Origin of the sequence: Anaerococcus prevotii DSM 20548, from assembly GCF_000024105.1 — a bacterium.
Taxonomy (GTDB): Bacteria; Bacillota; Clostridia; order Tissierellales; family Peptoniphilaceae; genus Anaerococcus; species Anaerococcus prevotii.
In genome coordinates, this window is sequence record NC_013171.1 from 1,446,999 (window position 1) to 1,471,492 (window position 24,494).

Below are 24,494 nucleotides of genomic sequence, written 5' to 3' on the forward strand. Positions count from 1 at the left end.
TAACCTACAAACTTAAGTCGGCAGGTGAGTTGGGTACTTCTTTGTTGTCTATGTCCATATAATACTATATTATATATTTTTTGTCAAGAATCTTATTTGAATTTCCGACAAGAGCTTTCGACTTATTTTCATTTAAGAAATTCTCTAAGCTCTTTTTCAAGCTCCCTATTTACAAGGTCCAAATTATCATATAGATATTCTCTCTCTTCTTTATCAAGTTTATCTTCTACATTTCTAAGAACCCTTGCAGTAAGCTCATTTTTCTTCCTTTTATATGAAAAGTACTTATCTGTTAAGACTATGTGAGTAATCCTTGCATCCTCCATTGACTTAATCTTTGTTATATAGCCCTTCTTCTGTAAGATATTAATCCTATAAGAAACATTGGGCTGAGACATATACAAAAACTTGACTAAATCGTTAATGCTTGGACTTTCAAGATATTCTATAACTTCTAAAGTCATACTATCACCTAGACTTAATGAAGAGGCCTGGTAATTTTTAAAGACCGACCTAAAAAAGTGAAGCTTGGTTTTTTTGACAATCTCTGCTAAAATATTATCCTTATTTTTCTTATTCATAAAATGCCCTAATTGGTTATTTTTAGAAAGGCAAATCCGAATAGACCAGGTCCTGTATTAGCTCCAAGAGTTGGAGAAATTTGTCCTTTGATAAAAAGGCTCGCCCCATCAATAAATTCCTTCAGCGTATCTTCAAGCTTATCCGCCATATCATTGGAGTCACCATCGCCTATAAATATATAGTAGTTTTTGGCATCTTCTAGATATTCCTTGGCAATCTTATGGAATTGTTTGAAGATCCTCTTCTCACCTCTAACGATTTTCATTAGCTTAAACTTACCCTCTTCAGGATTAACCGTTATTAGTGGCTTAACATTTAAGGCATCGGAAAGCTTGCTGAAAGTCTTTGGGACTCTTCCGCCTTCTACTATATATTTTAGGGATTCCAAAGTGAAAAATACTCTAGAATTCTCACGTGCCTTCTCCAAGCCTTCTTTTACTTCTTTAAAACTTTTTCCTTGATCTATAAGATCCTTAGCATAAAGAGCCAGGAATCCTTCTGCCATAGTTAGGTTTTTGCTGTCAAAAGCGTAGGTCTCAATCCCATTTGCTTCTATCATATCGCAAAGGTTGAAGGTTCCAGAGAAATTACTTCCAATTGTAATCATTATGAGCTTATCGTAGCCGTCATTTTTAATCTCTTCAATAAGCTCCATTATATCTCCCGGTGCTGGAAGACTTGTCTTTGCCCTATCTCCTTCTTTTTTGATATAGGAATAAAGCTCATCGGGGCTTATGTCAATCCTATCTTTAAGGAAGTCTCCTCCTATATTTACATACAAAGGAAGGTAATATATCCCCTTCTCTTTTGCAAGGTCTGGAGTAATATCCGCCCCAGAATCAACCATTATCGCTATCTTTTCCATATATACTCCTAACAATTCTCTTTCTTGACAATTTCCCTAGAATTTTCTTGACTTATTAGCAAAGCTTTTAGAAAATCTCTATATTAATCAAGGATTAATCAAGGAAATTTAAAACTCAACTATATTATCTAAAGTCTTAAAGGCTAGTACATCCCCCAAAAGAGAAGAACCTTCCTAGCATAAGTATTGACTATCATAGCCATCTATCTAAAATTTCTGAAGAGTAGATGGTAAAACTCTCATCTGCAATCAATTATTATGGCTTATTATACCACTTTATAAAGTTTTCTACTATCCTATTCCCAATCATCCATATCTATTTCAAATTCCTGATTGTCCTCTTCTATCGACCTAACATCTGTGGGATTCTCTGAAAAACTTCCTGCAAAATCCTTACTCATTTCAAAGTCCTCATCGATATTTAAGGGGAAAAATATCTGTGGATCAAATATCTCTATAAAACTTTTTGGATAGGAGAAACTTTCTTCTCCCCCATCTGTTCTTATCGGGAAAAATCCTAAATCTATCTCTCCTTCTTCTTCAAATATTCCATAAAGATAATTTATAAGATCGACACTTTCTTCTCCCTTATCAAAAAATATAGACTCTCCAGTGTAAAATATAGAAAAGTCAAAAATTTTTACAATAAAGCTTAGACCAGATCCCCTATATGAAAAACTTAATATTTCAATATCTTTATTTATTCTATAACTTTCTGATGAATTTACGAAAATCACATTCTTTTTCTTATACAAGTCCTTGAGATTTTCGACGGAAAGCCCCTCATCATTTAGATAAATTACATTGCCCTCTCCCTTATCGTAGGCAATGTCTGAGGATAAAACGTAGCTAAAGTTATCCATATCAAACAACTTCAAAATCTCTTGGGTATAGTGACCATCCCTGTTGCTTGTAGCAAAAAATATAGTCTTCTTATCATCAGGGACATTCAGTATCCCATTACAATAATCGAAGACTAAAAGATATTCTTCAATCTCCAAACTGTAGCAATTCTCTCCTACATAATTTACTTTGATATCATCATACATAACAAACTCCCTTACTATCTTTAAAATATATACCCAATCTTGTCAAATATAAATTTATCGTATAATTATTTTGAAGGGAGCTAATATGAAAAAAGAAATTAAAACTAATGCCATGAGAATTTTAGACAATTTGAATATAGATTACGAACACGTTGATTATGAGTTAGAAGGAGACTTTACTTCTGCAGTAGATATAGCAGAAAAAACTCACGAGGATATAGATATAGTCTATAAGACTCTTGCAACTATTTCTAAAGACAAGGAAGTCTTCGTCCTCGTAATACCTGCGGCAGATTCTATAGACTTCAAAAAGGCTGCGAGAGCCTGCGGAGTAAAAAGCCTTTCTATGCTCCACCTTAAAGATCTTAAGAAAACCGTAGGCTATGAGAGGGGAGCTACAACAGCGATTGCTATGAAAAAGGACTATCCTGTAGTCCTTGACGAAAAGGCAAGAAATCACAATATAATCAAAGTATCTGCTGGCAAAATCGGTCACGGCTTAAAACTTAGACCTGATGATTTTATAAAGGCAACTAAGGGCAAATATGAGGATATTACCCAATGAAAATGATTAAAGTCTTAACTTCTGGAAATTTATCCTATGCTTATAATAAATCGTCTGATTTAAAGAAGAAATTGGAGAAAGATAGAAAGGAAGAACACTTAAATGAAGTTAAGTTCCTAGTTGCTAACGATAGAGATTATGAGAAGCTGATGCTTTTTGTAATCCTTTCTCCCATTTTTATAGCGTGTTTTGATTCATCGAGCCAAGAACTGGACTTTTTTAGGAGAAGAATTTCAAATTCTAACTTTCCCTACGGACTTTATCCAGAGTTTTTCCCTTTTGAAGAGGAAAAATATAGGAATTTTTATATGAATAAGGAGAATAAGGAAGATATTTTTCTAAATGAAGAAGGCCTTATAGAATTTACTATAAATCCAATAGGGGATAAATACATACTAGCCTTGGCCTATCTACTAGAAAAACTTATAGAAGATGATAAAAATAGAAAAAAACTTCTGACTTATTTTGCTGAAATCAGAAACGATATAGTAATCAACGGCAGAAGGTCGATTCTTGCAAATGGCATCCAGGCCTTTTATCTATCAAAATATGTAGTTGTGCGGATGATTGAAATTATAGATAAGCTTATGGCAGAGGAAAAAAATGATAATATATACCTAAAAGCAATTTATGATAGACTAGAAAATCTTAAGCGATGTGATTTTTAAACAAATATCTTGTATTTGACAATTAATTCTTAACTTGATTAAATAATAACATATAAAACTAGATTTAATGATCTAAAGCTCGCAAAATAATGCGAGCTTTATTGATTTTAGCTTATTTATTAGATTTTCTCCAAATTCCTAGTTTTTCTGCTTCTTTGATCAACTCATCTCTATTATCTGGGTGAGCTAGGCTAACAAGAGCTTCTGCTGCTTGCCATGTTGATAGGCCTTTGAAGTTTACTATACCTTGTTCTGTTGCAATATAGTGGGTGTTGGATCTTACAGCTGTAGCTTGAGTACCAGGTTTGAAGGTTGGAACTATGTTTGAAATTCTCTTACCTTCTTTGTTAATTCTAGAAGATTTGAGAGCAATAAATGATCTACCGCCTTTAGATCTATAGGCTCCAAGTACAAAATCAAGCGCTCCACCTGCTCCTGAAATGTGTCTACTTCCTGCAGATTCAGCTGAGATTTGTCCCCATAAGTCAACTTCAAGAACTGTGTTTATAGATACATAATTATCGTGGGCTGCTATTACATCAACATCGTTTACATATGACACTGGTGCTGCCATAAGTTCTTCGTTGCCATCGATATAGTCATACATTTCTTGGCTTCCTGCTGCGAAGGCGTAGACTTGTCTACCTGGATTTATATTTTTCTTCTTACCTGTAATTCTTCCAGCTTGAGCCATTTCCATAAAACTATCTACATACATTTCTGAGTGAACTCCCAAATCTTTTAAATCAGATTTAGCAATTTGGCTTCCTATAGCATTAGGCAAACCACCGATACCTAATTGGAGAGTATCGCCGTCTCTTAGATTATCTACAACGTATTTGGCAACTTGGACTTCTTCTTCACCGAATTTTGCACTTGGTAGGGTTATCATGTCATAATTACTTGATTCATAGACATAGTCAACGTCTTTGATATTGATATAATTTCTAAATCCACCGAGAGCAACTGGTACGTTTTTATTTACTTCTAGGACAACTTTGTCTGAATTTTCAAAAGATGTCATAGCATGTGAAGCAGATAGACCAAAGTTGAAGTTACCATGTTTATCCATTGGAGATACTTGGATAACAGATACTGCAGCCTTGTTTGCATTTTCTGCTATATATCTTTCTATTTCAGAATATTTGATTGGAATAAAGTAAGCACCGTATTGATTGTTATTGATTAGATTTCTTTCTGGGCCTGTTGAGTGCCATGAATGGTAAATAAAGTGTTCTCCTGTGCTATCTGCTTGGCCCACATATGGGTTATAAGGAACAACACCACTTCTAATTTTTACATCTTTTAATTCGTCTACTCTTGCAGCAAGAGCCTTATCAAAGTCTACTGGTACCAAGGCTCCCCAACCCATTTCAACCCAGTCACCGTCTTTAACGAGTCCTGCAGCTTCCTTAACTGTTATTAGTTTATCTTGATATAATTTTTCAAAATCCATTTTAAACCCCTTTGCATTAAATCGTTTTCAATATATATTATACCCAATAATTTTTCTTTTATTCTCTATTTGATATTATTTATCAATTAATTTTGTTTTAATACTTATTATGTACTAAAAGTATTTTATATAAAAGAAAAGGGTGTAAGCCTACACCCCATTCATAAAATCTTATCTTTCTACTACTACTGCTGTTCCCATACCGCCACCTATACATAGGGTTGCGATACCTTTTTTAGAGTCTCTCTTTTGCATTTCGTAAAGAAGTGTTGTAAGGATTCTTGCTCCACTTGCTCCAACAGGGTGACCAATTGCGATTGCACCACCGTTAACGTTAACTATATCTGTATTTAATCCAAGTTCTTTGATTACTGATAGAGCTTGAGCAGCGAAAGCCTCATTAGCTTCGATTAGGTCGATATCTTCAAGTTTAAGATCAGCTTTTTCTAGAGCTTTTCTAACTGTTGGGATTGGACCAGTACCCATGATTTTTGGATCAACACCTTCTGTAGCGTAGCTTACGATTGTAGCTAGTGGTTTAACACCTAACTCTTTTGCTTTTTCTTCGCTCATTACTACAAGACATGCTGCACCATCGTTGATTCCTGATGCGTTAGCTGCTGTAACTGTACCGTCTTTAATGAAAGCTGGTCTTAGTTTAGAGATACTTTCTGTTGTAACGCCTTCTTTGATGTATTCATCTTCATCAACTACAGTTACTTTTCCTTTTCTTCCTTTAACTTCTACTGGAACTATTTCGTCTTTGAATCTTCCTTCAGCTCTAGCTTTAGCAGCTTTTTGTTGGCTGTCTGCAGCAAGTGCGTCTTGTTCTTCTCTTGTTAGGCCGAATTTTTCAGCTATATTTTCTGCAGTAACTCCCATGTGGTAGTCATTGAATGCATCCCAAAGTCCGTCTTTGATCATTTCATCGACAACTTTCTTATCTCCCATTCTTGCTCCCCATCTTTCATCAGTTAGGAGGTATGGAGCTTGAGACATTGATTCTGTACCACCTGCAAGAACTATATCGTCATCTCCTGCCATAATCATTTGTGCTGCAAGAGATACACTTCTAAGTCCTGATCCACAAACTATATTTAATGTCATAGCTGGTTTTTCTTTAGGAATACCTGCATCAAGGGCGATTTGACGAGCGATGTTTTGACCGTTACCTGCTTGAAGTACACAACCTAGGATTGATTCATCAACATCTTCTGGTTTGATACCTGCTCTTTTGATTGCTTCTTTAGCTGCTACAGCACCTAATTCTCTTGCTGAAACTGTTTTGAATGCTCCGCCGTAAGCTCCTACGGGTGTTCTTGCTGCACTTGCTATTACTACTTTTTTAGTCATTTTATCTCCTTATTTTAAAATTCGTTTACTTTTGATCTATTTCTTATTTACTGTAGTCGTAGAAACCTTTACCAGTTTTTCTACCAAGGTCTCCAGCTCTTACCATTTGTCTTAGAAGTGGATTTGGTCTGTACTTGCTATCTCCAAATTCGTTGTATAGAACTTCCATGATTGCAAGACATGTATCAAGGCCTATAAGATCTCCTAGAGCTAGAGGTCCCATTGGGTGGTTTGCACCAAGTTGCATTCCCTTGTCGATATCTTCAACGCTTGCAAGTCCATCTGCAAGAACTCCAATTCCTTCGTTAATCATTGGGATTAGAAGTCTGTTTACTACAAATCCTGGTCCTTCTTTAACTTCGATAGGTTGTTTTCCTAAATCTTCTGCAAGTTTGAATATTGTTGTGTTTGTTTCATCAGATGTGTGAAGTCCTCTGATAACTTCAACTAATTTCATTACTGGAACTGGATTGAAGAAGTGCATTCCAATAACGTTTTCTGGTCTGTTTGTAGATGCAGCAATATCTGTAATTGATAGTGAAGATGTGTTAGATGCAAGGATTGCTCCTTCTTTTACAACTTCGTCAAGTTCTTTAAAGATTTCTTTTTTAAGTTTTGGATTTTCTGTAGCAGCTTCTATAACTACGTCACAGTCAGCCAAATCTTTTACTTCTGTTGTGTAAGTAATGTTTTTAAGAGCTTTATCTTTTTCATCTTCTGTCATTCTTTCTTTAGAAACTTGTTTAGCATAAGATTTTTCAATTCTTGCTTTAGCTTTTTCTAAGAATTCATCTTTGATATCTCTAACTACTACTTCGTATTTTCTTGCAGCAGTTTCTACGATACCGCCACCCATAATTCCTGAACCGATTACTCCAATTTTCATAATTACTCCTTTATTTTTCTCTCTATTTTATACTTACCCGATTATTTATTTTTAAACTCAGCTTTTTCTTTATTTAAGAAAGCGTTCATTCCTGCTTTTTGATCTTCTGTAGCAAATGAAAGACCAAATAGGTTTTCTTCAATCTTGATAGCTGAATCTATATCAACTTGTCCACCAACATTTATTGCTTCTTTAGCAAGTCTTACAGCAACTGGTCCATTAGAAGCAACTTTAGAAGCAAGTTTTGCTACTCTTTCTTCTAATTCATCTGCAGGAACTACTTCTTGAACAAGGCCAATTTCTAATGCCTTGTCGGCTTTAATGTTTGATGATGTGTAGATTAAGTATTTTGCATATCCAGGTCCAACTAGTCTTTGTAGTCTTTGTGTTCCACCAAATCCTGGTAGGATTCCAAGACCAGTTTCAGGTTGACCAAATAGTGCCTTATCACTTGCGATTCTAAAGTCACAGCTCATAGCAAGTTCGCATCCACCACCTAGGGCGAATCCATTAACAGCTGCTATTGTTGGGATTTCGAGACTTTCTAATTTTCTAAATACTGCTAGCCCCTTCTTACCAAAAGCTTTTCCTTCTAGTGGAGAAAGTGTTGACATTTCCTTGATGTCTGCTCCTGCAACGAAGCTTCTTCCCTCACCTGTTACTATTAGAGCTCTAAGATCTTTGTTTTCTTTGATTTCATTTAAAACTTTGTCTAGTTCATCAAGAACTTCAGAGTTTAGAGCGTTAAGAGCCTTTGGTCTATTGATTGTAAGCTTTCCTATAAAGCCATCAACTTCGTACTTGATTGTATTATATTCCATAATCGCCTCCTATTTAGCAATAAATTATTACTAGGTCTTTATTTTATGATATTTTTTTATCAATAAGCTTTAATAGTTAGCTGCTTATAATCTGACGTTATTAAACTATCATCTTCTAAGCAGCTTCTATCCTACAAGCTAACTAGTTAGCTTTTCTTTCTTTAATTAATTCTGTTAGTTTTGGAACTACTTCAAATAGGTCTCCAACAATACCATAGTCAGCAATATCAAATATTGGTGCATCTGGGTCTTTGTTGATAGCTATGATTGTATCACTTGCTCCTATACCAGCCAAGTGTTGGATAGCTCCAGAGATACCTACAGCTATATAAACTTTTGGTCCTACAGTTTTACCTGATTGGCCTACTTGGTGAGAGTGAGAAATCCAACCAGCATCTACAGCAGCACGTGATGATCCTACTGTACCATCTAAGGCTTCTGCTAATTCTTCGATTAACTTAAAGTTTGCAGGATCTGCAAGTCCACGTCCACCACTTACGATGTATTCTGCACCGGCAAGATCTACATCTTCTCCTTCATCTCTTGGGATAAAGTCTAATATTTTTGTTCTAACTTCTCCGTCGTATTTGATATCTTCAGAGATTTCTTCGATTTCATCTTTTGCGCCAACTTCTTCTTTAGAGAATACTCCTGGACGAACTGTACCCATTTGTGGTCTAGAATCAGGGCAAAGGATTTGAGCCATTAGGTTACCACCAAAGGCAGGTCTTGTCCATTTTACATTTCCTGTTTCAAAGTCAACGTCAAGTTCTGTACAATCTGCTGTAAGTCCAGTTCCAAGTCTTGAAGAAATTCTTGGACCTAGGTCACGTCCTACGTTAGTAGCACCGATTAGGATTACATTTGGATTGTGTTTTTCAACAAGTTTACAAATAGCATTTGTGTAGATGTCAGTATTATATTGTTTATATTCTTCACCTTCTACAGTAATTACGCCGTCAACACCGTATTTTTTAACTTCTTCTTTTGCATTATCAGCATTTTCACCGATGATTACTGCAAATAGTTTTTCTTTAAGTACATCAGCCATTTTCCTGCCTGGATTTAGTAATTCTAATCCAACATTTAAGGCTTTTCCTTCTTCATTTGTTTCTACAATTACCCAAAGGTTTTTATTATCTGTCATACTTCCCCCTTAAATAAGCTTTTGATCTACTAGAGCATCCATTAACTTAGTTGCAGCTTCTTCTGCTTCCATGTCTTCAAACATAACTGCAATTTTTGTTCTGTCTGGAGCGTAAGATTTGTTAACTCTAGTTGGAGATCCCTTAAGACCAATTTTTGTCTTATCAATGGTAGCTTCTAAATCGTCAAAGGTGATTTGTCCGATTTCAGCTTTTTTAGCTTTAAGTTTATTTTTGATTTTTGGATATCTAAGCTCTTCGTCACCATATTTTGTAAATGTAATTAGGGCTGGAAGTACACATTGCACGTTTTGAGCTCCGCCTTCTACTTCTTGTAAAACCTTAATTCCTTCATCGTTTAGCTCTGCTGTATAAGCACGTGTAACTTGAGGAAGTCCTAAGTGTTCTGCAAGTTCTGGTCCTACTTGTGCTGTATCTCCATCAATTGCTTGAAGACCACAGTAAACTAGGTCAGGTTCGCCTTCTTTTTCTGCTACTGCCTTTATAGCATTAGCTAAAATGTAAGATGTAGCAAGTGTATCAGATCCACCGAATTTTCTATCTGTTACAAGATATGCCTTGTCAGCACCAACTGCTAGACAATCTCTAAGCATTGCTTCTGCTTGTCCTGGTCCCATTGATATTACTACAATGTTTACTTCAGGATCTTTATCCTTAAGTCTAAGAGCTTGTTCAAGAGCGAAAGCATCATAAGTATTTAAGATACTTGGAACGCCCTTTCTTATAAGTGTATTTGTGATAGGATCGATTTTGATCTCATTTGTGTCTGGAACTTGTTTCGCACATACGAAAATATTCATATATCCCCCTTTAATTCTAAGTAACTATCGAGCTTATTTATTTAATAATGCGCCAGATACAACCATTAACATTACTTCTGAAGTACCTTCATAAATTTCTGTTATTTTTGCATCTCTCATCATTCTTTCAACTTCGTATTCTTTGATATAGCCGTATCCACCTAATAGTTGAACAGCCTTTGTTGTAACATCCATTGCAACTCTTGATGCTTTAAGTTTTGCTTCAGCTGCTGCTACTGTGTAGCTTTCACCAGCATCTTTTAGTGTTGCTGCTTTATAAACTAAGTGACGAGCTGACTCAATATCTATTGCCATTTCAGCAAGTTTGAATTGTGTATTTTGGAATTTAGCAAGAGGTCTACCAAATTGGTTTCTTTCTTTTACATATTTAACTGCCTTGTCAAGAGCACCTTCAGCTATACCTAAAGCTTGAGCTGCTATACCAATTCTACCACCGTCTAGTGTTTGCATTGCATATTTGAAGCCCTTACCTTCTTCACCAAGTAAGTTTTCTTTTGGAACTTTACAATCTCTAAAGATTAATTCCATTGTTGAAGAACCCTTGATACCCATCTTATCTTCTACTGTACCAAAGTCGAATCCTTCCATTCCTTTCTCAACTATGAATGCAGAAATTCCTCTAGTTCCTTGCTCTTTATCTGTCATTGCAAATACAACATAAGTATCAGCGTAACCTGCATTTGTTATAAAGATCTTTGATCCATTAAGTACGTAGTGATCTCCATCAAGTTTTGCAACTGTTTTTTGTCCTGATGCGTCTGTTCCTGCATCTGGTTCTGTAAGGGCGAAAGCACCAAGTTTTTCACCTGAAGCAAGTGGTGTTAGGTATTTTTCTTTTTGTTCTTCGTTACCAAACTTGTTAATGCAATCAGCGCAAAGTGATGTATGAGCTGAAACGATAACTCCTGTTGTCGCGCATGCTTTAGAAAGTTCTTCTACGCAAAGAACATATGTAAGTGTATCAAGGCCAATTCCGCCGTATTCTTCATCGAAAGGAATTCCAAAAAATCCTAGCTCTTGCATTTTTGCTACGTTATCTTCTGGGAACATGTGTTTTTCGTCTACTTCTATTGCAAGTGGAGCAACTTCTTTTTGAGCGAAGTCTCTGAACATGTCTCTCATTTCTACTTGTTCTTCTGTTAACTTATACATAATCTCTCCTTATAAAACTTTTTAGATGATATATCAGAATTGATATATTCTTAACTAACTCTTATGTTATTATATTAACAATGTTAACGACAAATGTCAAGCTCTTTTTTAAGTTTTTACAAAATTTTAATTTAGACTTTATAAAAACCTAAGCCCATGAAATTTATTTTCCTTATATATATAAACATTTTCCCTATCGACTTACATAGATTAACTATTTATTAGTAGATTATGTATATTTATACAATATAGGAACATATTTTCATAGATATAAGCTTATTTATCTCTTCATCAATCATGATATCACAAAAATCCCTTATGTCAATCGTTTACAGAGATTATTATATTGTTTTCCCATAAAAAACCTTGTACCGCTATAATGTTTAATTTTCAACGATGATAGATTTTTAATCGGTAAATTTTTTTTTGAAAACATTTTTACAAAATTAAAATCTTGTGATATAATCTAACCATAAATATTAAATGATATTTATTACATATTATTTATAGGAGGTTTAAATGAATAATTATAACGCAATATCAGATGATATTATCCAACAAATTAAAGACGCCGTTTCTGGTAAAGTTTATGTTGGAGACGAGGTAAACGAAGACTTCTTCCACGATGAGATGCCTATCTATGGTGATGGATATCCAGATTGTCTAGTAGATGCAACATCAAAAGAAGATGTAGCAGCTGTAATGAAAATTTGTAACGAAAATAAGGTTCCTGTTATAGCAAGAGGAGCTGGTACTGGTCTTACTGGTGCTGGTGTTGCTATTAAAAAGGGTGTAATGATTAACATGCAAACCATGAACAAAATCATCGAATACGATGAAGATAACATGGTAGTTAGAGTACAACCTGGTGTTTTACTAAATGATTTAGCTCAAGATTGCTTGTCTAAGGGATATCTATATCCACCTGATCCAGGTGAAAAGTTCGCAACTCTAGGCGGAAACGTTGCAACTAATGCCGGTGGTATGCGTGCTGTTAAGTATGGTACAACAAGAGATTATGTAAGAGCTATGGAAGTTGTTCTTCCTACAGGTGAGATTACTAGTTTTGGTGCTGTTATTTCTAAATCATCAACAGGTTATTCACTTAAAGATCTTATGATTGGTTCTGAAGGTACTCTTGGAATCATAACAGAGTTAACTTTAAAAATAGTTCCAGCTCCAAAGACAACTATTTCTCTAATAGTTCCATTTGAAGACCTAAACAGCTGTATAGCAACTGTTCCAAAGCTATTCCAAGCTAACCTTAACCCACAAGCTATCGAGTTTATGGAAAGAAAGATAGTTATTGCTTCTGAAAAATATATCGGAAAAGAAACTTTCCCTAAAAATATCGAAGGTACAGATGTGAATGCTTACCTACTTATCACATTCGATGGTGATGATGAAGATGGTATTTACGATACAATGGAAAGAGCTGCAGAAGTTCTTACAGAAAATGGAGCAATCGACGTATTAGTAGCTGATACTCCAGCACAACTTAAAGAAGCATGGGCTGCAAGAAGCTCATTCCTTGAAGCTATCGAATCTCAATACGAACTTCTCGATGAATGTGACGTTGTAGTTCCAATCACAAAAATCGCTGAGTATGTAGAATTTGTAAATGAAACAGCAGAAGAATATATGTTCGACGTACAAAGCTTCGGCCACGCTGGAGACGGAAACTTACACATCTATACACTTTCTAACGAAAGCGATAAGCTTGACCAATTCAAGGATGAAGTACATGAATTCATGCTTATAATCTACAAGAAAGCATACGACCTCGGTGGTAAACTATCAGGTGAGCACGGAGTAGGTGCTGGTAAACTTAAATATCTAAAGGAATTTGAAGGAAACTTAAACACAGGAATAATGAGAGGAATCAAGAAAGTATTCGACCCTAATATGATTCTTAACCCAGATAAAGTTATAGGACTTGAGTAAAACTAAGGAGTAGCAATGAATTATCTAAAAGAGTTTGTAATTCTTTGCGTATGTTTATTCCTAGGTGTCATCACAAGACACCTAATCAACTTCCCTATACCTGAGGCTGTATATGGTATGATCTACCTCTTTATAGCCCTTAACTTTAAAATATTAAAGCCTGAGGACGTACAAAAGACTTCAGATGGTATCTTACACAATCTAGCCTTCCTTTTCGTTCCAGTTGGCGTTGGTATAATGGCAAATTACGATGTTATCCAAGGTAAAATCGTAAAATTACTAATTATCACAGCAATAGGAACAGCCTTGACAATGGCCATAACAGGCATCGTTGTTCAACTTCTACAAAGGAGGAAGAAATAATGTTTGATAACTCATATTTCGGTATAATCCTATCATTTGCTGCCTATGAAATAGGAAAATGGATAAATAGCAAAGTTAAAAAACCACTTGCCAATCCCCTCCTCATAGCAATCCTACTAATAATTGGATTTCTAGCAGTAACTGGCATACCTTATGAAAGTTACAAAAAAGGTGGAGATTTCATAGCATTCTTCATCGCTCCAGCTACTGTTGCAATGATTTTGGACCTATACGCAAACCTTGACTCCCTTAAGGCTAACCTAGTTCCTATCTTAGTCGGAGTCCTAGTAGGTTCTATTTTCTCAATGATTATAGCTATAATCTTATCAAAAGTAGTTGGTTTTGATGGACAGATGATTACATCACTAGTTCCTCAATCAATAACAACAGCTATAGCCATCTCACTTACTGATGAATATCAGGGTATCGTGGCCCTAACTGCTATGATAGTTGTATTTAGGGGTGTAATAGGAGCTGCTATGGCACCAAGCATCCTAAAAATATGCAAAATTAAAGACCCTGTTGCCCAAGGTGTTGCAATAGGAACCGCAAGCCACGCCGTTGGTACTAGCCAAGCTAGACAAATCGGTAAGATCCAAGGTGCAATGAGTGGACTTTCAATAGCTGTCGCAGGTATTATAACTGTAATACTTATGCCGCTTGCCATGGTCCTAGTAAACCTAATAGCATAGATAAAAAGCTGTCAGTATATCTGGCAGTTTTTAGTACCATAAATAGTGTAAGAAAGAAAATTATTTCTATCTTGCACTATTTTTGTATAATGAAGATGTAGTATGACGAGGGGTTTTAGGGTTAGAATATCCGTCATAAAAACTGTCAACTACCTCTTCATTATTCATATTCGATTAAGCAGGTTGGGCAAAACGTCCGTGTCACGAGCTAAAATGAGTGTAATGGTGCAGGTAGAAACTACAAATCAAAAGAAAGAAGGTAATAAAATGATATCTATAGGAATAGATATAGCAAAAGAAAAGTTTACAGTCTGTGCACTAGAACAAGGTAGCAAAATCATTTGGAAGCCTTTTGATGTTCATCTTAACAAAACAAAAGTAGAAGAATTTTTAAAGAAACTAGATACGTTAAATGAAGAAGTAAAAATAATCATGGAAGCAACAGGTAAATATCATCTTCCAATCCTCTATGAATTAAAAGATAAAGAATATTTTGTAAGTGTAGTAAACCCTTTGAAAATGAAACAGTTTTGTAGAGTACTTAACTTTAGAAAAGCAAAAAATGATAACATAGATGCCATACAAATAGCAGAATATGGCTTGATGTACTGGAAAGAATTACAAGAATATAAAGTAGATTCAGAAAGTTTCAGAATTCTAAAAGAATTAAACAGATCCTATCAGCACTACATGGACTTAAGAATCAATCAAATGAACTTCATAGATCAAACAATAAGTCAAACATTTCCAGGAATAAAGAAATTAATACCACATGCTTCAGGAGACTTTTCAAAAGATAAACTATTAGACTTCTTAGAAATATGGTGGCACAAAGACCTAGTATTAGAAAAACCAGAAGAAAAATTCATAGAAGATTTTAAAAACTGGGCAAAAGAAAAGAGATACCATCCTAATGCTGATAAAGCTAAATCCATATACAAGCTCGCAGAGGAAAGTATCTCAATTCAACCTTCTAATAGCTCATATATAAAGACTAGCATACAAGAAGGGATAGAATTGATAAAACATATAAATCAAATTCTACATACTATTTTATCACAAATGATAGAAATTTCCGAGCCCTTAGAAGAATATCAAGAAGCAAAGAAATTCTCAGGAATATCAGATAAATTAGCAGTGCAAATTACAGCAGAATTTGGAGACTTATCAAAATTTAAAAACAAAAAAAGTTTAATATCATTTGTAGGAATAGATTCACCACCATATGAGTCAGGTAACTTCAAAGCGGATCAGAGAAAAATAACAAAAAGAGGCAATGCAATACTAAGAAAAGTAGGTTATCAAGCTATGAAATGCATGATGAGTGCAAAAGATACTGAAAATGATATATATCTGTATATGGTAAAAAAAGAAAAAGATGGAAAGGCTAAGAAGATTTGTAAATTTGCAGGATTAAATAAATTCTTAAGAACCTACTATGCAAAAGTTATGGCATCAAAACAAGAAAAGAAGTTATTAAAAGTAGCCTAGAATTAACATTGCTATAGTTAAAACAAGCCGATTGTAAGCGGCTTATTTGTTGTGCTTAAATTTAAACTCTAAATAACAAGTAAAAAGTAAAATTAATTCGATTTTCTCCTTGACTTTTGTTAGCAGGTTTTCATGTATAAAATTTGCTTTTGTGATATAATAGCTGTAATTCATAAAATAAAATTGGTAAAGGAGGTGGCCTTATTGCAAGATCGCTATACTATCGGCAAAGTCTCAAGATTGTGCAATATTCCCAAAGAGACCTTGAGATATTACGATAAAATAGGACTATTTTGCCCCGATTACAGAGATAATGAAACAGGCTACAGATATTACAGCAAAGAAAGTCTTAAGACCCTTCTCATCCTAAGACGACTTAGGAATCTAGGTTTTTCCATAGAAGCTCTCAAGAATTCTTTGGACGTAAATTCACTAGATAATCTAGAAAATCTAATCGAAGAAAAATCCTTAGAATACGAAAAACAAATACAGATACTCCAAGCTAGGAAAGTCGCCTGTGATATTGCTATTAAAAGATTTGCCAGAGCCAAAAAGGCGAGTTCTTATGTAGAAAGTCACAATATAGATCCCATAGATTTTCCGATAAAGGTCGAATACATAGAAGAAAATCCAGTGGTCTTTTCAAGAAAAATCATGAAAAACTATGCCCATCCAGATATCACCCTCACAAGATGGATTGATATTTATGAGAAATGTACAGAAAACGGCTTGGAAATGATGGGATCTATCCTTATTATCTTTCACGGAAAGCCCTTTGATCAATTCCTAGAAAAAAACTCAGACGTAGAATTTGCCATGCAGGTAACAAAAATCGAAGCTGGCAAGCTTAATAAAAGAGTAACAAGATTTTGGGGAGGCTTTGAAGCAGTAACTTCCTATTATGTAGGAGATTACAAAAATATAAGAATTAAGCATCAGAAAATGCTAACCTGGATTAACGACAATGGCTTAAAGGTTACAGGACCTATAGCAGAAGAGTTTCTCATATCTCCCCTAGATGTCGACGATCCATCTAAGCATGTAACAAAAATAATTATACCTGTTGAAAAAAGGTAAGCTCTTAATCGAGTACAAAAATCATATAAGAAGATTTGAAATAAGATACATAATAAAATTTCCATATTAAAAGCGGACCCTAAGATCCGCTTTTTACTATTATTAGTCAAGTTCTATTGAGTTTTCCCATAGACCATGAATGTTACAGTAGCTTAGTGCGTAGAAAGTACCTTTCTTTGCTGTTTTGATTACTCCAGATGCACATGGTTCAGAAAAGATTTCGTCTTCGCCGTGAGCTGAGTATTGGTATGATCCAACTTCTACTGGGAATTTGCCATCTTCAGCCTTGAAGAATACTTTAATCCAAGCGATGTGGTGTTCAAGTGTGTTAGGATGTTCAATTTCCTTACCAACTCTTGCGTTAACTCTTATTTTACCATCTTCAAGTCTTTCAACTTCTAGTTCTGGTACGTGTTTTTCAGCTTTCCAATCACCTGATTGTACAGTTTCAGTTAATTTTGTCATATTTTTACCTCCATATGATCATATGTTGTCTACAGTATATCTTATACCCAATTTTATAAAAATTATAGCCTATAGATCAAAGTTCTTCGAATTTTTTAGTAACTTGCTCGCCAGTTTCCATATCCTTTATAGAATACTCTCTCTTGCTCATCTCTTCTTCACCTAAGATGATGACTTTCCTGATTCCGCACTTATCTGCATAGTTCATCTTCTTCTTAAACTTGCCGCTTTCAAGATAGATATCGACACTTTCGCCAGAATCCCTTAGTTTATTTAAAATTTCTATGCCGTACTCATTAATTGACTCATCCATTGGGATAACCAGGATATCTGTTAGGCTCTTGATTTTCTCATCTATTAGTCCAAGCTCTTGGAATTGGTAGAAAAGTCTTGTAAGACCGATTGACATGCCAACTCCTGGAAGTTTCTGCTTGGAGAAATTACTTGCTAAATCCTCATATCTTCCCCCAGAGCAGACAGAACCAATCTTCTCATAGCCATTGATAAAGGTCTCATAGACTGTAGATGTATAATAATCTAGCCCTCTTGTTATGGCAAGGTCGATTTTGATATTTCTATCAGGTATACCTAGATCAACCATGTAGGTGTAGACCTTATTTAGCTCGTCAACTCCTTCAAGGAAAAGCTCATCAGTAGAAAAGTCAAATAACTTAGATAAAAGTTCTTTATTGGAATCTTTGTTTTCTATAAATTCTATGATTGTCCTAGCTTTTTTCTCGTCAGTGATTCTAACTAATTCATCAAAAGTTTTGTCAATTCCAATCTTATCTTTCTTATCAATTGTCCTAAGGACATCTGTTGTATCTTCTATACCCAAGGATTTGAAAAATCCATTCAAAAGCTTTCTGTTATTGATCTTGAAGGTAAGATCAGAGAAATTTAATTTTTCAAAAATCTCAAAGATAACCCTAGGAAGGAGGGCGTCGTTGTAGATTGAAAGACTGTTGTGACCAATGATATCTATATCAGCCTGGTAGAATTCCCTATATCTTCCCTTTTGATTTCTCTCACCCCTGTAGACTCTTCCTATGTGATAGCGTTTGAAAGGGAAATTCAAGTCTTGGAAGTGCTCTGATACGTAACGTGCTAGAGGAACTGTAAGATCAAACCTTAAGCTCATATCCTTAGAGTCAGAAGCTATTTCATAGATTTGTTTTTCAGTTTCTCCGCCTCCCTTGGCAAAAAGTATCTCATTTTTCTCGATAACTGGTGTATCGATTGGCATAAATTGATATTTCTTGTAAGTTTCTTCGACTATGCTTTTAATCTTGTCAAAAACTAATTGCTCCTTAGGTAAAAGTTCCATTACCCCAGCAATTGTAGATGGTTTTACAATGTTCATACTATCCTCTCTCTTTTTTCTTTACTATAATAAATTATACGATTTTTTCTAAAAGAAAAAAGCCTAGACAACCTATATCCAAATCAAAGACCCAATGTCCACAAGAGGGGTCTCTGGATAGATGATTTTGATATTTTCTCTATCGCAAGCTTTCTTGATTAACTCAAAGGACTTATGCCTTGATATATCTCCTGTAAAAATCAGCTTGTCTTGGACTAAGCCACAAGTCCCTCCAATAAAGCCTTGATCAAAGCCATCGAGTTCAATTTTATCATTATCTAATAAGATAATATTTACTTTATTCCTAAGGGACTTATATATTCCATAATCGCTTGTAAGTAGACTTTCTCTAAGGGGAATAATAGAACATCTACTATAGCCTTGCTTTACAAAAAGATGTTTATAATTCCTCTCTTTAAGGCTTCTCTCGATGTTTTCCTCAGTAAAGTCATTGTGGATATAAAAATCCTCGAAAGTCAATAAGTTATAAATAGAATCTCTCGGATATTTCTTAGATGTTGATGAGCCCTTTATTAGATTTTTCCCAGGAAGCTTATCCTTATAATATGAATAGACCTCTTCTGCCAAGATTATATTCTCACTATCGAGGACAAAAAGAGAAAGGTCAGGATGATCTCCTATCCTCTTATAGAGATTTGGATTATCTATAGTCTCTATAAAATCTATATTTTGATCAGTTAAGAAATTCTTAAACTCTAAACTTGCCTTATTACTTATAATTAACATAAATTCTCCTAATAAAAAAAGCTCTCCGAAGAGAGCGATTTGGAGGCGCCACTCAGATTTGAACTGAGGGTAAAGGTGTTGCAGACCTCTGCCTTACCACTTGGCTATGGCGCCAAATACAATGGAGCGGATGACGAGATTCGAACTCGCGACCCTCGCCTTGGCAAGGCGATGCTCTACCACTGAGCCACATCCGCACATCTATTATTATATATCATAATTTGGATTTGTAAAGTTTTTATTATATTTTATTTAATTTAAAAATATTAAATAGATAAGAAAGCAATATATAGATTCTTAGAGATCTCTCGACTTCGCTCGAGATAAGGATTTGTTTTAATTAGATATTTGGAAAGGAGATGATTTTTCTTAATTCCTTACAAATATTTAAGTCTACCCTATATTAATATGCATTCCTACAAGCTTGATTTTTTCGGGCTTCGCCCTGCAATCACTCTGTGGACCGCTAACAGGAAGCGGATATTTTCCTCCCATAGCCGGAGGGGCTTTATATTCTCGAGCCTTCGGCTCTGCGACCACTCCGTGGAGGGCACTCCCAAAGCCGTGCAGGCTTGTTTTTTGGTGCCCAGAGGCGGAATCGAACCACCGACACGGGGATTTTCAGTCCCCTGCTCTACCGACTGAGCTATCTGGGCTTATTTGTTAATACCTATATATGATAACATAGGATTTTGCCTTTGTCAAATGTTTTCATTTATACTTATCTTTTAATATCTATAAGCTGCTCTTATTGGTGTAATTAAATAAAAATAGACGGAGATTTTTCTTCCGCCTATTTCATCTTTTATCTTCAATTCTGATCCTAGTCTAGCTCTAGTTGACCAGTGTAGAGTTGCCAATAGGTTCCCTTTTCTTCTATTAGCTTATCGTGGTTGCCTCTTTCTATTATCCTTCCATTTTCCATTACCATTATTACATCGGAGTTTTGGATGGTGGATAATCTGTGGGCTATTACTATTGAAGTTGATCCTGCCATGAGGTTATCCATAGCCTCTGTTACTTCAAGCTCTGTTGCAGTATCTATAGAACTTGTCGCCTCGTCTAGGATTAACATTGGTGGCTCGGCAATTGCCGCTCTTGAGATCGATATGAGCTGATTTTGCCCATCTGATAGGCTTGATCCGTCTCCATTTATTTCTGTATCGTAGCCTTCAGGAAGTCTCTTGATGAAGGAGTCTGCCCCTGATAGTCTTGCGGCAGAATTAATCTGATCAGAATCTGCATCAAGCTTACCATATTTGATATTTCCTTCGATTGTATCAGTAAATAGATTTACTTCTTGAAGGACCATACCGAAGGCCTTTCTTAGGGCTTCTTTTTTGATCTTCTTTATATTTATGCCATCGACTTCAATTACCCCATTGTCTATTTCATAAAATCTTGTAATTACATTGGTGATAGTAGTCTTTCCTGCTCCAGTAGAACCCACAAAGGCAATCTTCTCGCCTGGATCTGCGTAGAAGGAAATGTTCTTTAGGATTTGGTTTTTGCCATCGTAGGAGAAGTCCACGTTTTTAAATTCTAATCTTCCTTCAAGAAGTTGGTATTTATCTTCTCCATCTTCCTCCCATTTCCAAGCATACCTTCCACTCATTCCGACATGTTCTGTGATGGTTCCGTCTCTTTTTACAACTGCATTTACAAGGTCGATGTAACCTGTGTCGATTTCCTCTTTCATATCCATCACCTCAAATATCCTATCAGCTCCAGCAAGGGCTTGGAATACTGCATTTGCTTGTTGGGATATATTTACTATAGGGTTTTGGATTTGTCTTATATTTGATAAAAATGCTGCAAGTACTCCAACTGTGATATTTCCTTGGATTGTAAGATATACTCCAAGCACTGTGATTAGGGCGTAAAGAATATTTACAGAGTTTAGAAGAAAAGGCATAATCTTTCCTGCAGTAATATTTGCCTCAGCGAAACTCGCTCTTAGGTCCTCACTTTTTTTAGAGAATTCTTCCTCAGCAATTTTCTCCCTAGAAAATACCTTAACCACCTTTTGGCCTGATAGCATCTCTTCATTGAAGCCGTGGAGCTTTGATACATTGGCTTGAGCCTTGGCGAAATATCTTCCCGTCCTCATTACAATTCTAGAAAGTATTGGAATCATCACTAGAAGCCCTATGATTAGAGATAAGGTTAGACTAAAGTCTAGCTTAAACATCACTATTATTGTTCCAAAGAAGGTCAAGAGACTCCTTATAATTGTAGGAACTGTGTTGGCTAAGGCTTGGGATAAGACGTCCGTATCATTTGTGAAACGACTCATTATCTCCCCATGTTGGTTATTGTCGAAAAATCTTACTGGAAGAGTTTGAATCTTATCAAAAAGGTCGCGTCTTATGTTTCTGATTGATCTTTCACCGACTCTTACCATAAGTCTTGAATATATTAAACTTGTTACAGCCGATACTAAATAGATAAAGCCCATTTGTATAACAGCAGTCTTAAGTCCTGGGACATCTCCTTTGAGGATATGATTATCTATAATAGGCTGGAGCATATTCACTCCCCAAATTTGGGTCACTGTAGATATTATTACTCCAAGGATAATCACAATCATCTGCCATTTATAAGCAAAGAGATAGCTCATTAATCTTGCCAAGGACTTAAATGACATTGTTCTCCTGTAATCTTTTTTCTGTATGCGATTATCAGTCATTATCATTACCTCCTTGTTGTTGGATATCGTAAGTTTGTCTGTAGTTTTTGTTTCTTTCATAAAGCTCGTCGTGAGTGCCTATATCAGAAATTTTCCCTTCCTCCATGACTATTATCCTATCAGCATATTTGAAGGAAGATACTCTTTGGGAGATTATGATTTTGGTAAGATTCTTTAAGTTTCGATCTATTCCTTCCATAATCGCAGTTTCAGTCTTAGTATCTACTGCAGATGTTGAGTTATCAAGTATTAAAATCTTAGGTTTCTTCAAGAGAGACCTTGCTATAGTTAATCTTTGTCTTTGGCCACCAGAAACTCCACTTCCTCCTTGACCTAGGACTGATTCATAGGAATCATTTCTTGCTCTCACAAAGTCATCTGCTTGGGCAATTTCTGCTGCGAGACGAATTTCTTCATCACTCGCTTGGCTATCTCCCCAACGTAAGTTTTCTGCTATAGTTCCAGAGAAAAGAGTGTTTTTCTGAAGTACTATAGAAACCCTATCTCTTAGGGTCTTAAGGTCGTATTTTCTTATGTCGTGGCCTCCCACCTTAAGGCTTCCCTTACTTATATCGTAAAGTCTAGGTATAAGTTGGACTAGGGTAGACTTGGCAGATCCTGTTGGCCCAAGGATTCCTATTGACTCACCGCTTTTGATGTGAAGATTAATATCTTCAAGCTGATAATTATCTGAATCTTCCTCGTACTTGAAAGAAACTCCATCAAAGTCGATTGATCCATCCTCTAGATCAAGGCCTTCTACCTTGTCATCATTATCCATAGTAGGCTCTCTTTTTATTACTTCAACTACACGGGTTATGCCAGGAGATGCTGACATAAACATAGTAAGAACCATGCTCATACCGATGAAAGCTCCAAGAAGCATAATTGCATACATATTGAAGGAGATTAAATCTCCTACTCCAAGTCTGCCCTCTATGATTTCAATCCCGCCGAAATATGTTAGGCCTACGAAGGTTCCAAACAAAACAAAATTTGCAACAGGAAAGACATAGCTCATAGGTCCTTGAGATCCATCAGCTAGCTTAAACATCTCTTCGTTTTGAAGGCCAAACTTGTCAAGTTCGTATCTTTTTCTAACAAAGGCCTTAATAACTCTCATATTATTTAAGTTTTCTTCTATAACTAGATTTAATTTATCATATTGAAAACGTGCCTTCTTAAATTTTGGTAGAGCGTAAGTGGTAAGTGCCATCAAAGCTATGAAAAGCAAAGGAACTGCCACAAGAAATATAAGGGACAATTTGGCACTGGCCCTAAAGGCTAAAACAAAGGAAAATATAGCCATAACGACAGTTTTACTTACAAATCTTGTTGACATAAACATCGATTGGGCTAGCTGTTGCATATCAGAAGTTAACCTGGTTAGTAGAGATGGGACTCCAAAATATTCCAAGTCTTCGAAGGAAAACTTCTGTATGTTTCTGTACTGGGCCCTTCTTGCATTATCGGCTAGTCCACTTGATGTAAGCCCCGCGTTTTTAGTAGCTTGCATACCAAAGTACATGGTTAATAGAGAAAGAACTACCATCAATACTCCATATTTTATTGCAAGGCCTAGGTCCTTGTCGCTTACTGCAGTATTTAGGGTCATACCCATAATCATTGGTATAAGTAGTTCTAGAATTGTCTCAAGCGTTGTGAATATCTGTGACAGCAATCTAGTTTTTTTGTACTTTCCAAGGTGTCTTTTCATGTAAGAAAAGGACCTGTTAAATTCTTTTATACTATTCATCTTTCCTCCTTCATAAAATTATTAGAAATCGAATCTAAGAGAAGCTCTAAGTATCTAGTTATCTCTCTTATATTTTCCTCTCCCAAATCTTCATACATGGCCCTGTTGGCTTCTTCTATTGGGACTAGGACCTCGCGTCTTCTAAGCTCACCCTTATCCGTTAAATATAAGTTTTTCGCTCTCTTATCATTGTCGTCTGTCCTTAGGCCGATAAAGCCTTTCTCCTTTAGGTTCATAATTGCGCTATTAATAGTCTGTTTGGGGGCTTTGAACTTATTTACGAGAGTCTTTTGTTTTACTTTTTCATTCATTCCGATTTGGATTAGAATCATACTTTCCAAATCGTTTAAGCCATAAAAGTTTGCCCTTTCTCTATTTAGACCATTGGCCTTTCTCAATAGAGAAAAAATATTGATCATGGCTTTTAGTTTCTCGTCCATCTACCCTCCTAACTTTTGCTTACCATCGTATTATAGTCCGATTTTGGACTATGTCAAGTGAAAAATCCTACTTCTATTGTATA

Annotated in this window: 23 protein-coding genes and 3 tRNA genes; 7 read left to right on the top strand and 19 right to left on the bottom strand. The window is 35.6% G+C overall.

The features are described 5' to 3' along the window. Positions 1-128 precede the first annotated feature (128 nt). The 3 genes from APRE_RS06895 to APRE_RS06905 form a co-directional block, all read right to left on the bottom strand. Positions 129-581: a MarR family winged helix-turn-helix transcriptional regulator gene (locus APRE_RS06895; protein ID WP_015778267.1), complete on the bottom strand. Its 453-nt coding sequence runs from the start codon at positions 579-581 to the stop codon at positions 129-131. Between the two features lie 8 nt (positions 582-589). Further along, positions 590-1,447 carry a DegV family protein gene (locus APRE_RS06900; protein ID WP_015778268.1) on the bottom strand — a complete coding sequence of 286 codons (858 nt, stop codon included), beginning with the start codon at positions 1,445-1,447 and terminating at the stop codon, positions 590-592. A gap of 296 nt (positions 1,448-1,743) precedes the next feature. Then, entirely contained in the window at positions 1,744-2,496 is a 753-nt protein-coding gene (locus tag APRE_RS06905; protein WP_015778269.1) for a hypothetical protein, read from the bottom strand. A gap of 85 nt (positions 2,497-2,581) precedes the next feature. Between APRE_RS06905 and APRE_RS06910 the strand changes: the two genes are divergently transcribed. Next, entirely contained in the window at positions 2,582-3,061 is a 480-nt protein-coding gene (locus APRE_RS06910) for an aminoacyl-tRNA deacylase (protein ID WP_015778270.1), read from the top strand. Further along, positions 3,058-3,729 (top strand): hypothetical protein, encoded by a 672-nt coding sequence (locus APRE_RS06915; RefSeq protein WP_015778271.1) that lies wholly within the window; start codon positions 3,058-3,060, stop codon positions 3,727-3,729. The genes APRE_RS06910 and APRE_RS06915 overlap by 4 nt, the downstream gene beginning before the upstream one ends. A 112-nt stretch (positions 3,730-3,841) precedes the next feature. On the opposite strand, the gene APRE_RS06920 is transcribed toward APRE_RS06915, so the two are convergent. From APRE_RS06920 to APRE_RS06950, 7 genes are all read right to left on the bottom strand, one after another. Then, positions 3,842-5,185, bottom strand: a complete 1,344-nt coding sequence (locus APRE_RS06920; RefSeq protein WP_015778272.1) for an acetyl-CoA hydrolase/transferase C-terminal domain-containing protein — start codon at positions 5,183-5,185, stop codon at positions 3,842-3,844. Positions 5,186-5,356: 171 nt separating this feature from the next. Then, complete coding sequence (locus tag APRE_RS06925; RefSeq protein WP_015778273.1) at positions 5,357-6,538, bottom strand: acetyl-CoA C-acetyltransferase; 1,182 nt, start codon at positions 6,536-6,538, stop codon at positions 5,357-5,359. A 43-nt stretch (positions 6,539-6,581) separates the two neighbouring features. Continuing rightward, entirely contained in the window at positions 6,582-7,424 is an 843-nt protein-coding gene (locus tag APRE_RS06930; RefSeq protein WP_015778274.1) for a 3-hydroxybutyryl-CoA dehydrogenase, read from the bottom strand. Between the two features lie 41 nt (positions 7,425-7,465). Then, positions 7,466-8,245: an enoyl-CoA hydratase-related protein gene (locus APRE_RS06935; protein WP_015778275.1), complete on the bottom strand. Its 780-nt coding sequence runs from the start codon at positions 8,243-8,245 to the stop codon at positions 7,466-7,468. A gap of 142 nt (positions 8,246-8,387) precedes the next feature. Next, on the bottom strand, positions 8,388-9,392 hold the full coding sequence (locus APRE_RS06940; RefSeq protein WP_015778276.1) for an electron transfer flavoprotein subunit alpha/FixB family protein: 1,005 nt from the start codon (positions 9,390-9,392) through the stop codon (positions 8,388-8,390). Positions 9,393-9,401: 9 nt separating this feature from the next. After that, positions 9,402-10,211, bottom strand: a complete 810-nt coding sequence (locus APRE_RS06945) for an electron transfer flavoprotein subunit beta/FixA family protein (protein ID WP_015778277.1) — start codon at positions 10,209-10,211, stop codon at positions 9,402-9,404. 33 nt (positions 10,212-10,244) lie between these two features. Then, positions 10,245-11,384, bottom strand: coding sequence for an acyl-CoA dehydrogenase (locus APRE_RS06950; RefSeq protein ID WP_015778278.1), 1,140 nt, complete (start codon positions 11,382-11,384; stop codon positions 10,245-10,247). Between the two features lie 519 nt (positions 11,385-11,903). Between APRE_RS06950 and APRE_RS06955 the strand changes: the two genes are divergently transcribed. The 5 genes from APRE_RS06955 to APRE_RS06975 all read left to right on the top strand — a co-directional run bounded on the left by APRE_RS06955 (position 11,904) and on the right by APRE_RS06975 (position 16,951). After that, complete coding sequence (locus APRE_RS06955; RefSeq protein ID WP_015778279.1) at positions 11,904-13,328, top strand: FAD-binding oxidoreductase; 1,425 nt, start codon at positions 11,904-11,906, stop codon at positions 13,326-13,328. Between the two features lie 15 nt (positions 13,329-13,343). Then, positions 13,344-13,691, top strand: a complete 348-nt coding sequence (locus APRE_RS06960; RefSeq protein ID WP_015778280.1) for a CidA/LrgA family protein — start codon at positions 13,344-13,346, stop codon at positions 13,689-13,691. Next, the gene (locus APRE_RS06965; RefSeq protein ID WP_015778281.1) at positions 13,691-14,383 is read left to right on the top strand and encodes an LrgB family protein; all 693 of its coding nucleotides are present in this window, start codon (positions 13,691-13,693) and stop codon (positions 14,381-14,383) included. The genes APRE_RS06960 and APRE_RS06965 overlap by 1 nt, the downstream gene beginning before the upstream one ends. A 267-nt stretch (positions 14,384-14,650) precedes the next feature. Next, positions 14,651-15,874 carry an IS110 family RNA-guided transposase gene (locus APRE_RS06970; RefSeq protein ID WP_012803514.1) on the top strand — a complete coding sequence of 408 codons (1,224 nt, stop codon included), beginning with the start codon at positions 14,651-14,653 and terminating at the stop codon, positions 15,872-15,874. Between the two features lie 195 nt (positions 15,875-16,069). Continuing rightward, entirely contained in the window at positions 16,070-16,951 is an 882-nt protein-coding gene (locus tag APRE_RS06975; protein WP_245941953.1) for a MerR family transcriptional regulator, read from the top strand. Positions 16,952-17,053: 102 nt separating this feature from the next. Here APRE_RS06975 and APRE_RS06980 read toward each other — a convergent pair whose 3' ends face one another. The 9 genes from APRE_RS06980 to APRE_RS07025 form a co-directional block, all read right to left on the bottom strand. Beyond that, the gene (locus APRE_RS06980; RefSeq protein WP_015778283.1) at positions 17,054-17,416 is read right to left on the bottom strand and encodes a desulfoferrodoxin family protein; all 363 of its coding nucleotides are present in this window, start codon (positions 17,414-17,416) and stop codon (positions 17,054-17,056) included. Between the two features lie 76 nt (positions 17,417-17,492). After that, positions 17,493-18,779, bottom strand: a complete 1,287-nt coding sequence (hisS, locus tag APRE_RS06985) for a histidine--tRNA ligase (RefSeq protein WP_015778284.1) — start codon at positions 18,777-18,779, stop codon at positions 17,493-17,495. Between the two features lie 72 nt (positions 18,780-18,851). Further along, positions 18,852-19,526, bottom strand: coding sequence for a DUF6873 family GME fold protein (locus APRE_RS06990; protein ID WP_015778285.1), 675 nt, complete (start codon positions 19,524-19,526; stop codon positions 18,852-18,854). A gap of 40 nt (positions 19,527-19,566) precedes the next feature. Beyond that, positions 19,567-19,640, bottom strand: a tRNA-Cys gene (locus APRE_RS06995). Between the two features lie 8 nt (positions 19,641-19,648). Beyond that, positions 19,649-19,723, bottom strand: a tRNA-Gly gene (locus tag APRE_RS07000). 383 nt (positions 19,724-20,106) lie between these two features. After that, positions 20,107-20,182: transfer RNA gene (locus APRE_RS07010), tRNA-Phe, on the bottom strand. Positions 20,183-20,349: 167 nt separating this feature from the next. Beyond that, positions 20,350-22,215 carry an ABC transporter ATP-binding protein gene (locus tag APRE_RS07015; protein WP_015778286.1) on the bottom strand — a complete coding sequence of 622 codons (1,866 nt, stop codon included), beginning with the start codon at positions 22,213-22,215 and terminating at the stop codon, positions 20,350-20,352. Continuing rightward, on the bottom strand, positions 22,208-23,971 hold the full coding sequence (locus APRE_RS07020) for an ABC transporter ATP-binding protein (protein ID WP_015778287.1): 1,764 nt from the start codon (positions 23,969-23,971) through the stop codon (positions 22,208-22,210). The genes APRE_RS07015 and APRE_RS07020 overlap by 8 nt, the downstream gene beginning before the upstream one ends. After that, a complete protein-coding gene (locus APRE_RS07025) occupies positions 23,968-24,411 on the bottom strand; it encodes a MarR family winged helix-turn-helix transcriptional regulator (protein ID WP_015778288.1) in 444 nt (147 codons plus the stop codon). The genes APRE_RS07020 and APRE_RS07025 overlap by 4 nt, the downstream gene beginning before the upstream one ends. Positions 24,412-24,494 lie beyond the last annotated feature (83 nt).

Bases quoted from the DNA above. Each gene is read 5' to 3' on its own strand.
- APRE_RS06895 (WP_015778267.1), bottom strand. From the start codon at position 581: ATGAATAAGAAAAATAAGGATAATATTTTAGCAGAGATTGTCAAAAAA.
- APRE_RS06900 (WP_015778268.1), bottom strand. From the start codon at position 1,447: ATGGAAAAGATAGCGATAATGGTTGATTCTGGGGCGGATATTACTCCA.
- APRE_RS06905 (WP_015778269.1), bottom strand. From the start codon at position 2,496: ATGTATGATGATATCAAAGTAAATTATGTAGGAGAGAATTGCTACAGT.
- APRE_RS06910 (WP_015778270.1), top strand. From the start codon at position 2,582: ATGAAAAAAGAAATTAAAACTAATGCCATGAGAATTTTAGACAATTTG.
- APRE_RS06915 (WP_015778271.1), top strand. From the start codon at position 3,058: ATGAAAATGATTAAAGTCTTAACTTCTGGAAATTTATCCTATGCTTAT.
- APRE_RS06920 (WP_015778272.1), bottom strand. From the start codon at position 5,185: ATGGATTTTGAAAAATTATATCAAGATAAACTAATAACAGTTAAGGAA.
- APRE_RS06925 (WP_015778273.1), bottom strand. From the start codon at position 6,538: ATGACTAAAAAAGTAGTAATAGCAAGTGCAGCAAGAACACCCGTAGGA.
- APRE_RS06930 (WP_015778274.1), bottom strand. From the start codon at position 7,424: ATGAAAATTGGAGTAATCGGTTCAGGAATTATGGGTGGCGGTATCGTA.
- APRE_RS06935 (WP_015778275.1), bottom strand. From the start codon at position 8,245: ATGGAATATAATACAATCAAGTACGAAGTTGATGGCTTTATAGGAAAG.
- APRE_RS06940 (WP_015778276.1), bottom strand. From the start codon at position 9,392: ATGACAGATAATAAAAACCTTTGGGTAATTGTAGAAACAAATGAAGAA.
- APRE_RS06945 (WP_015778277.1), bottom strand. From the start codon at position 10,211: ATGAATATTTTCGTATGTGCGAAACAAGTTCCAGACACAAATGAGATC.
- APRE_RS06950 (WP_015778278.1), bottom strand. From the start codon at position 11,384: ATGTATAAGTTAACAGAAGAACAAGTAGAAATGAGAGACATGTTCAGA.
- APRE_RS06955 (WP_015778279.1), top strand. From the start codon at position 11,904: ATGAATAATTATAACGCAATATCAGATGATATTATCCAACAAATTAAA.
- APRE_RS06960 (WP_015778280.1), top strand. From the start codon at position 13,344: ATGAATTATCTAAAAGAGTTTGTAATTCTTTGCGTATGTTTATTCCTA.
- APRE_RS06965 (WP_015778281.1), top strand. From the start codon at position 13,691: ATGTTTGATAACTCATATTTCGGTATAATCCTATCATTTGCTGCCTAT.
- APRE_RS06970 (WP_012803514.1), top strand. From the start codon at position 14,651: ATGATATCTATAGGAATAGATATAGCAAAAGAAAAGTTTACAGTCTGT.
- APRE_RS06980 (WP_015778283.1), bottom strand. From the start codon at position 17,416: ATGACAAAATTAACTGAAACTGTACAATCAGGTGATTGGAAAGCTGAA.
- hisS (WP_015778284.1), bottom strand. From the start codon at position 18,779: ATGAACATTGTAAAACCATCTACAATTGCTGGGGTAATGGAACTTTTA.
- APRE_RS06990 (WP_015778285.1), bottom strand. From the start codon at position 19,526: ATGTTAATTATAAGTAATAAGGCAAGTTTAGAGTTTAAGAATTTCTTA.
- APRE_RS07015 (WP_015778286.1), bottom strand. From the start codon at position 22,215: ATGACTGATAATCGCATACAGAAAAAAGATTACAGGAGAACAATGTCA.
- APRE_RS07020 (WP_015778287.1), bottom strand. From the start codon at position 23,971: ATGAATAGTATAAAAGAATTTAACAGGTCCTTTTCTTACATGAAAAGA.
- APRE_RS07025 (WP_015778288.1), bottom strand. From the start codon at position 24,411: ATGGACGAGAAACTAAAAGCCATGATCAATATTTTTTCTCTATTGAGA.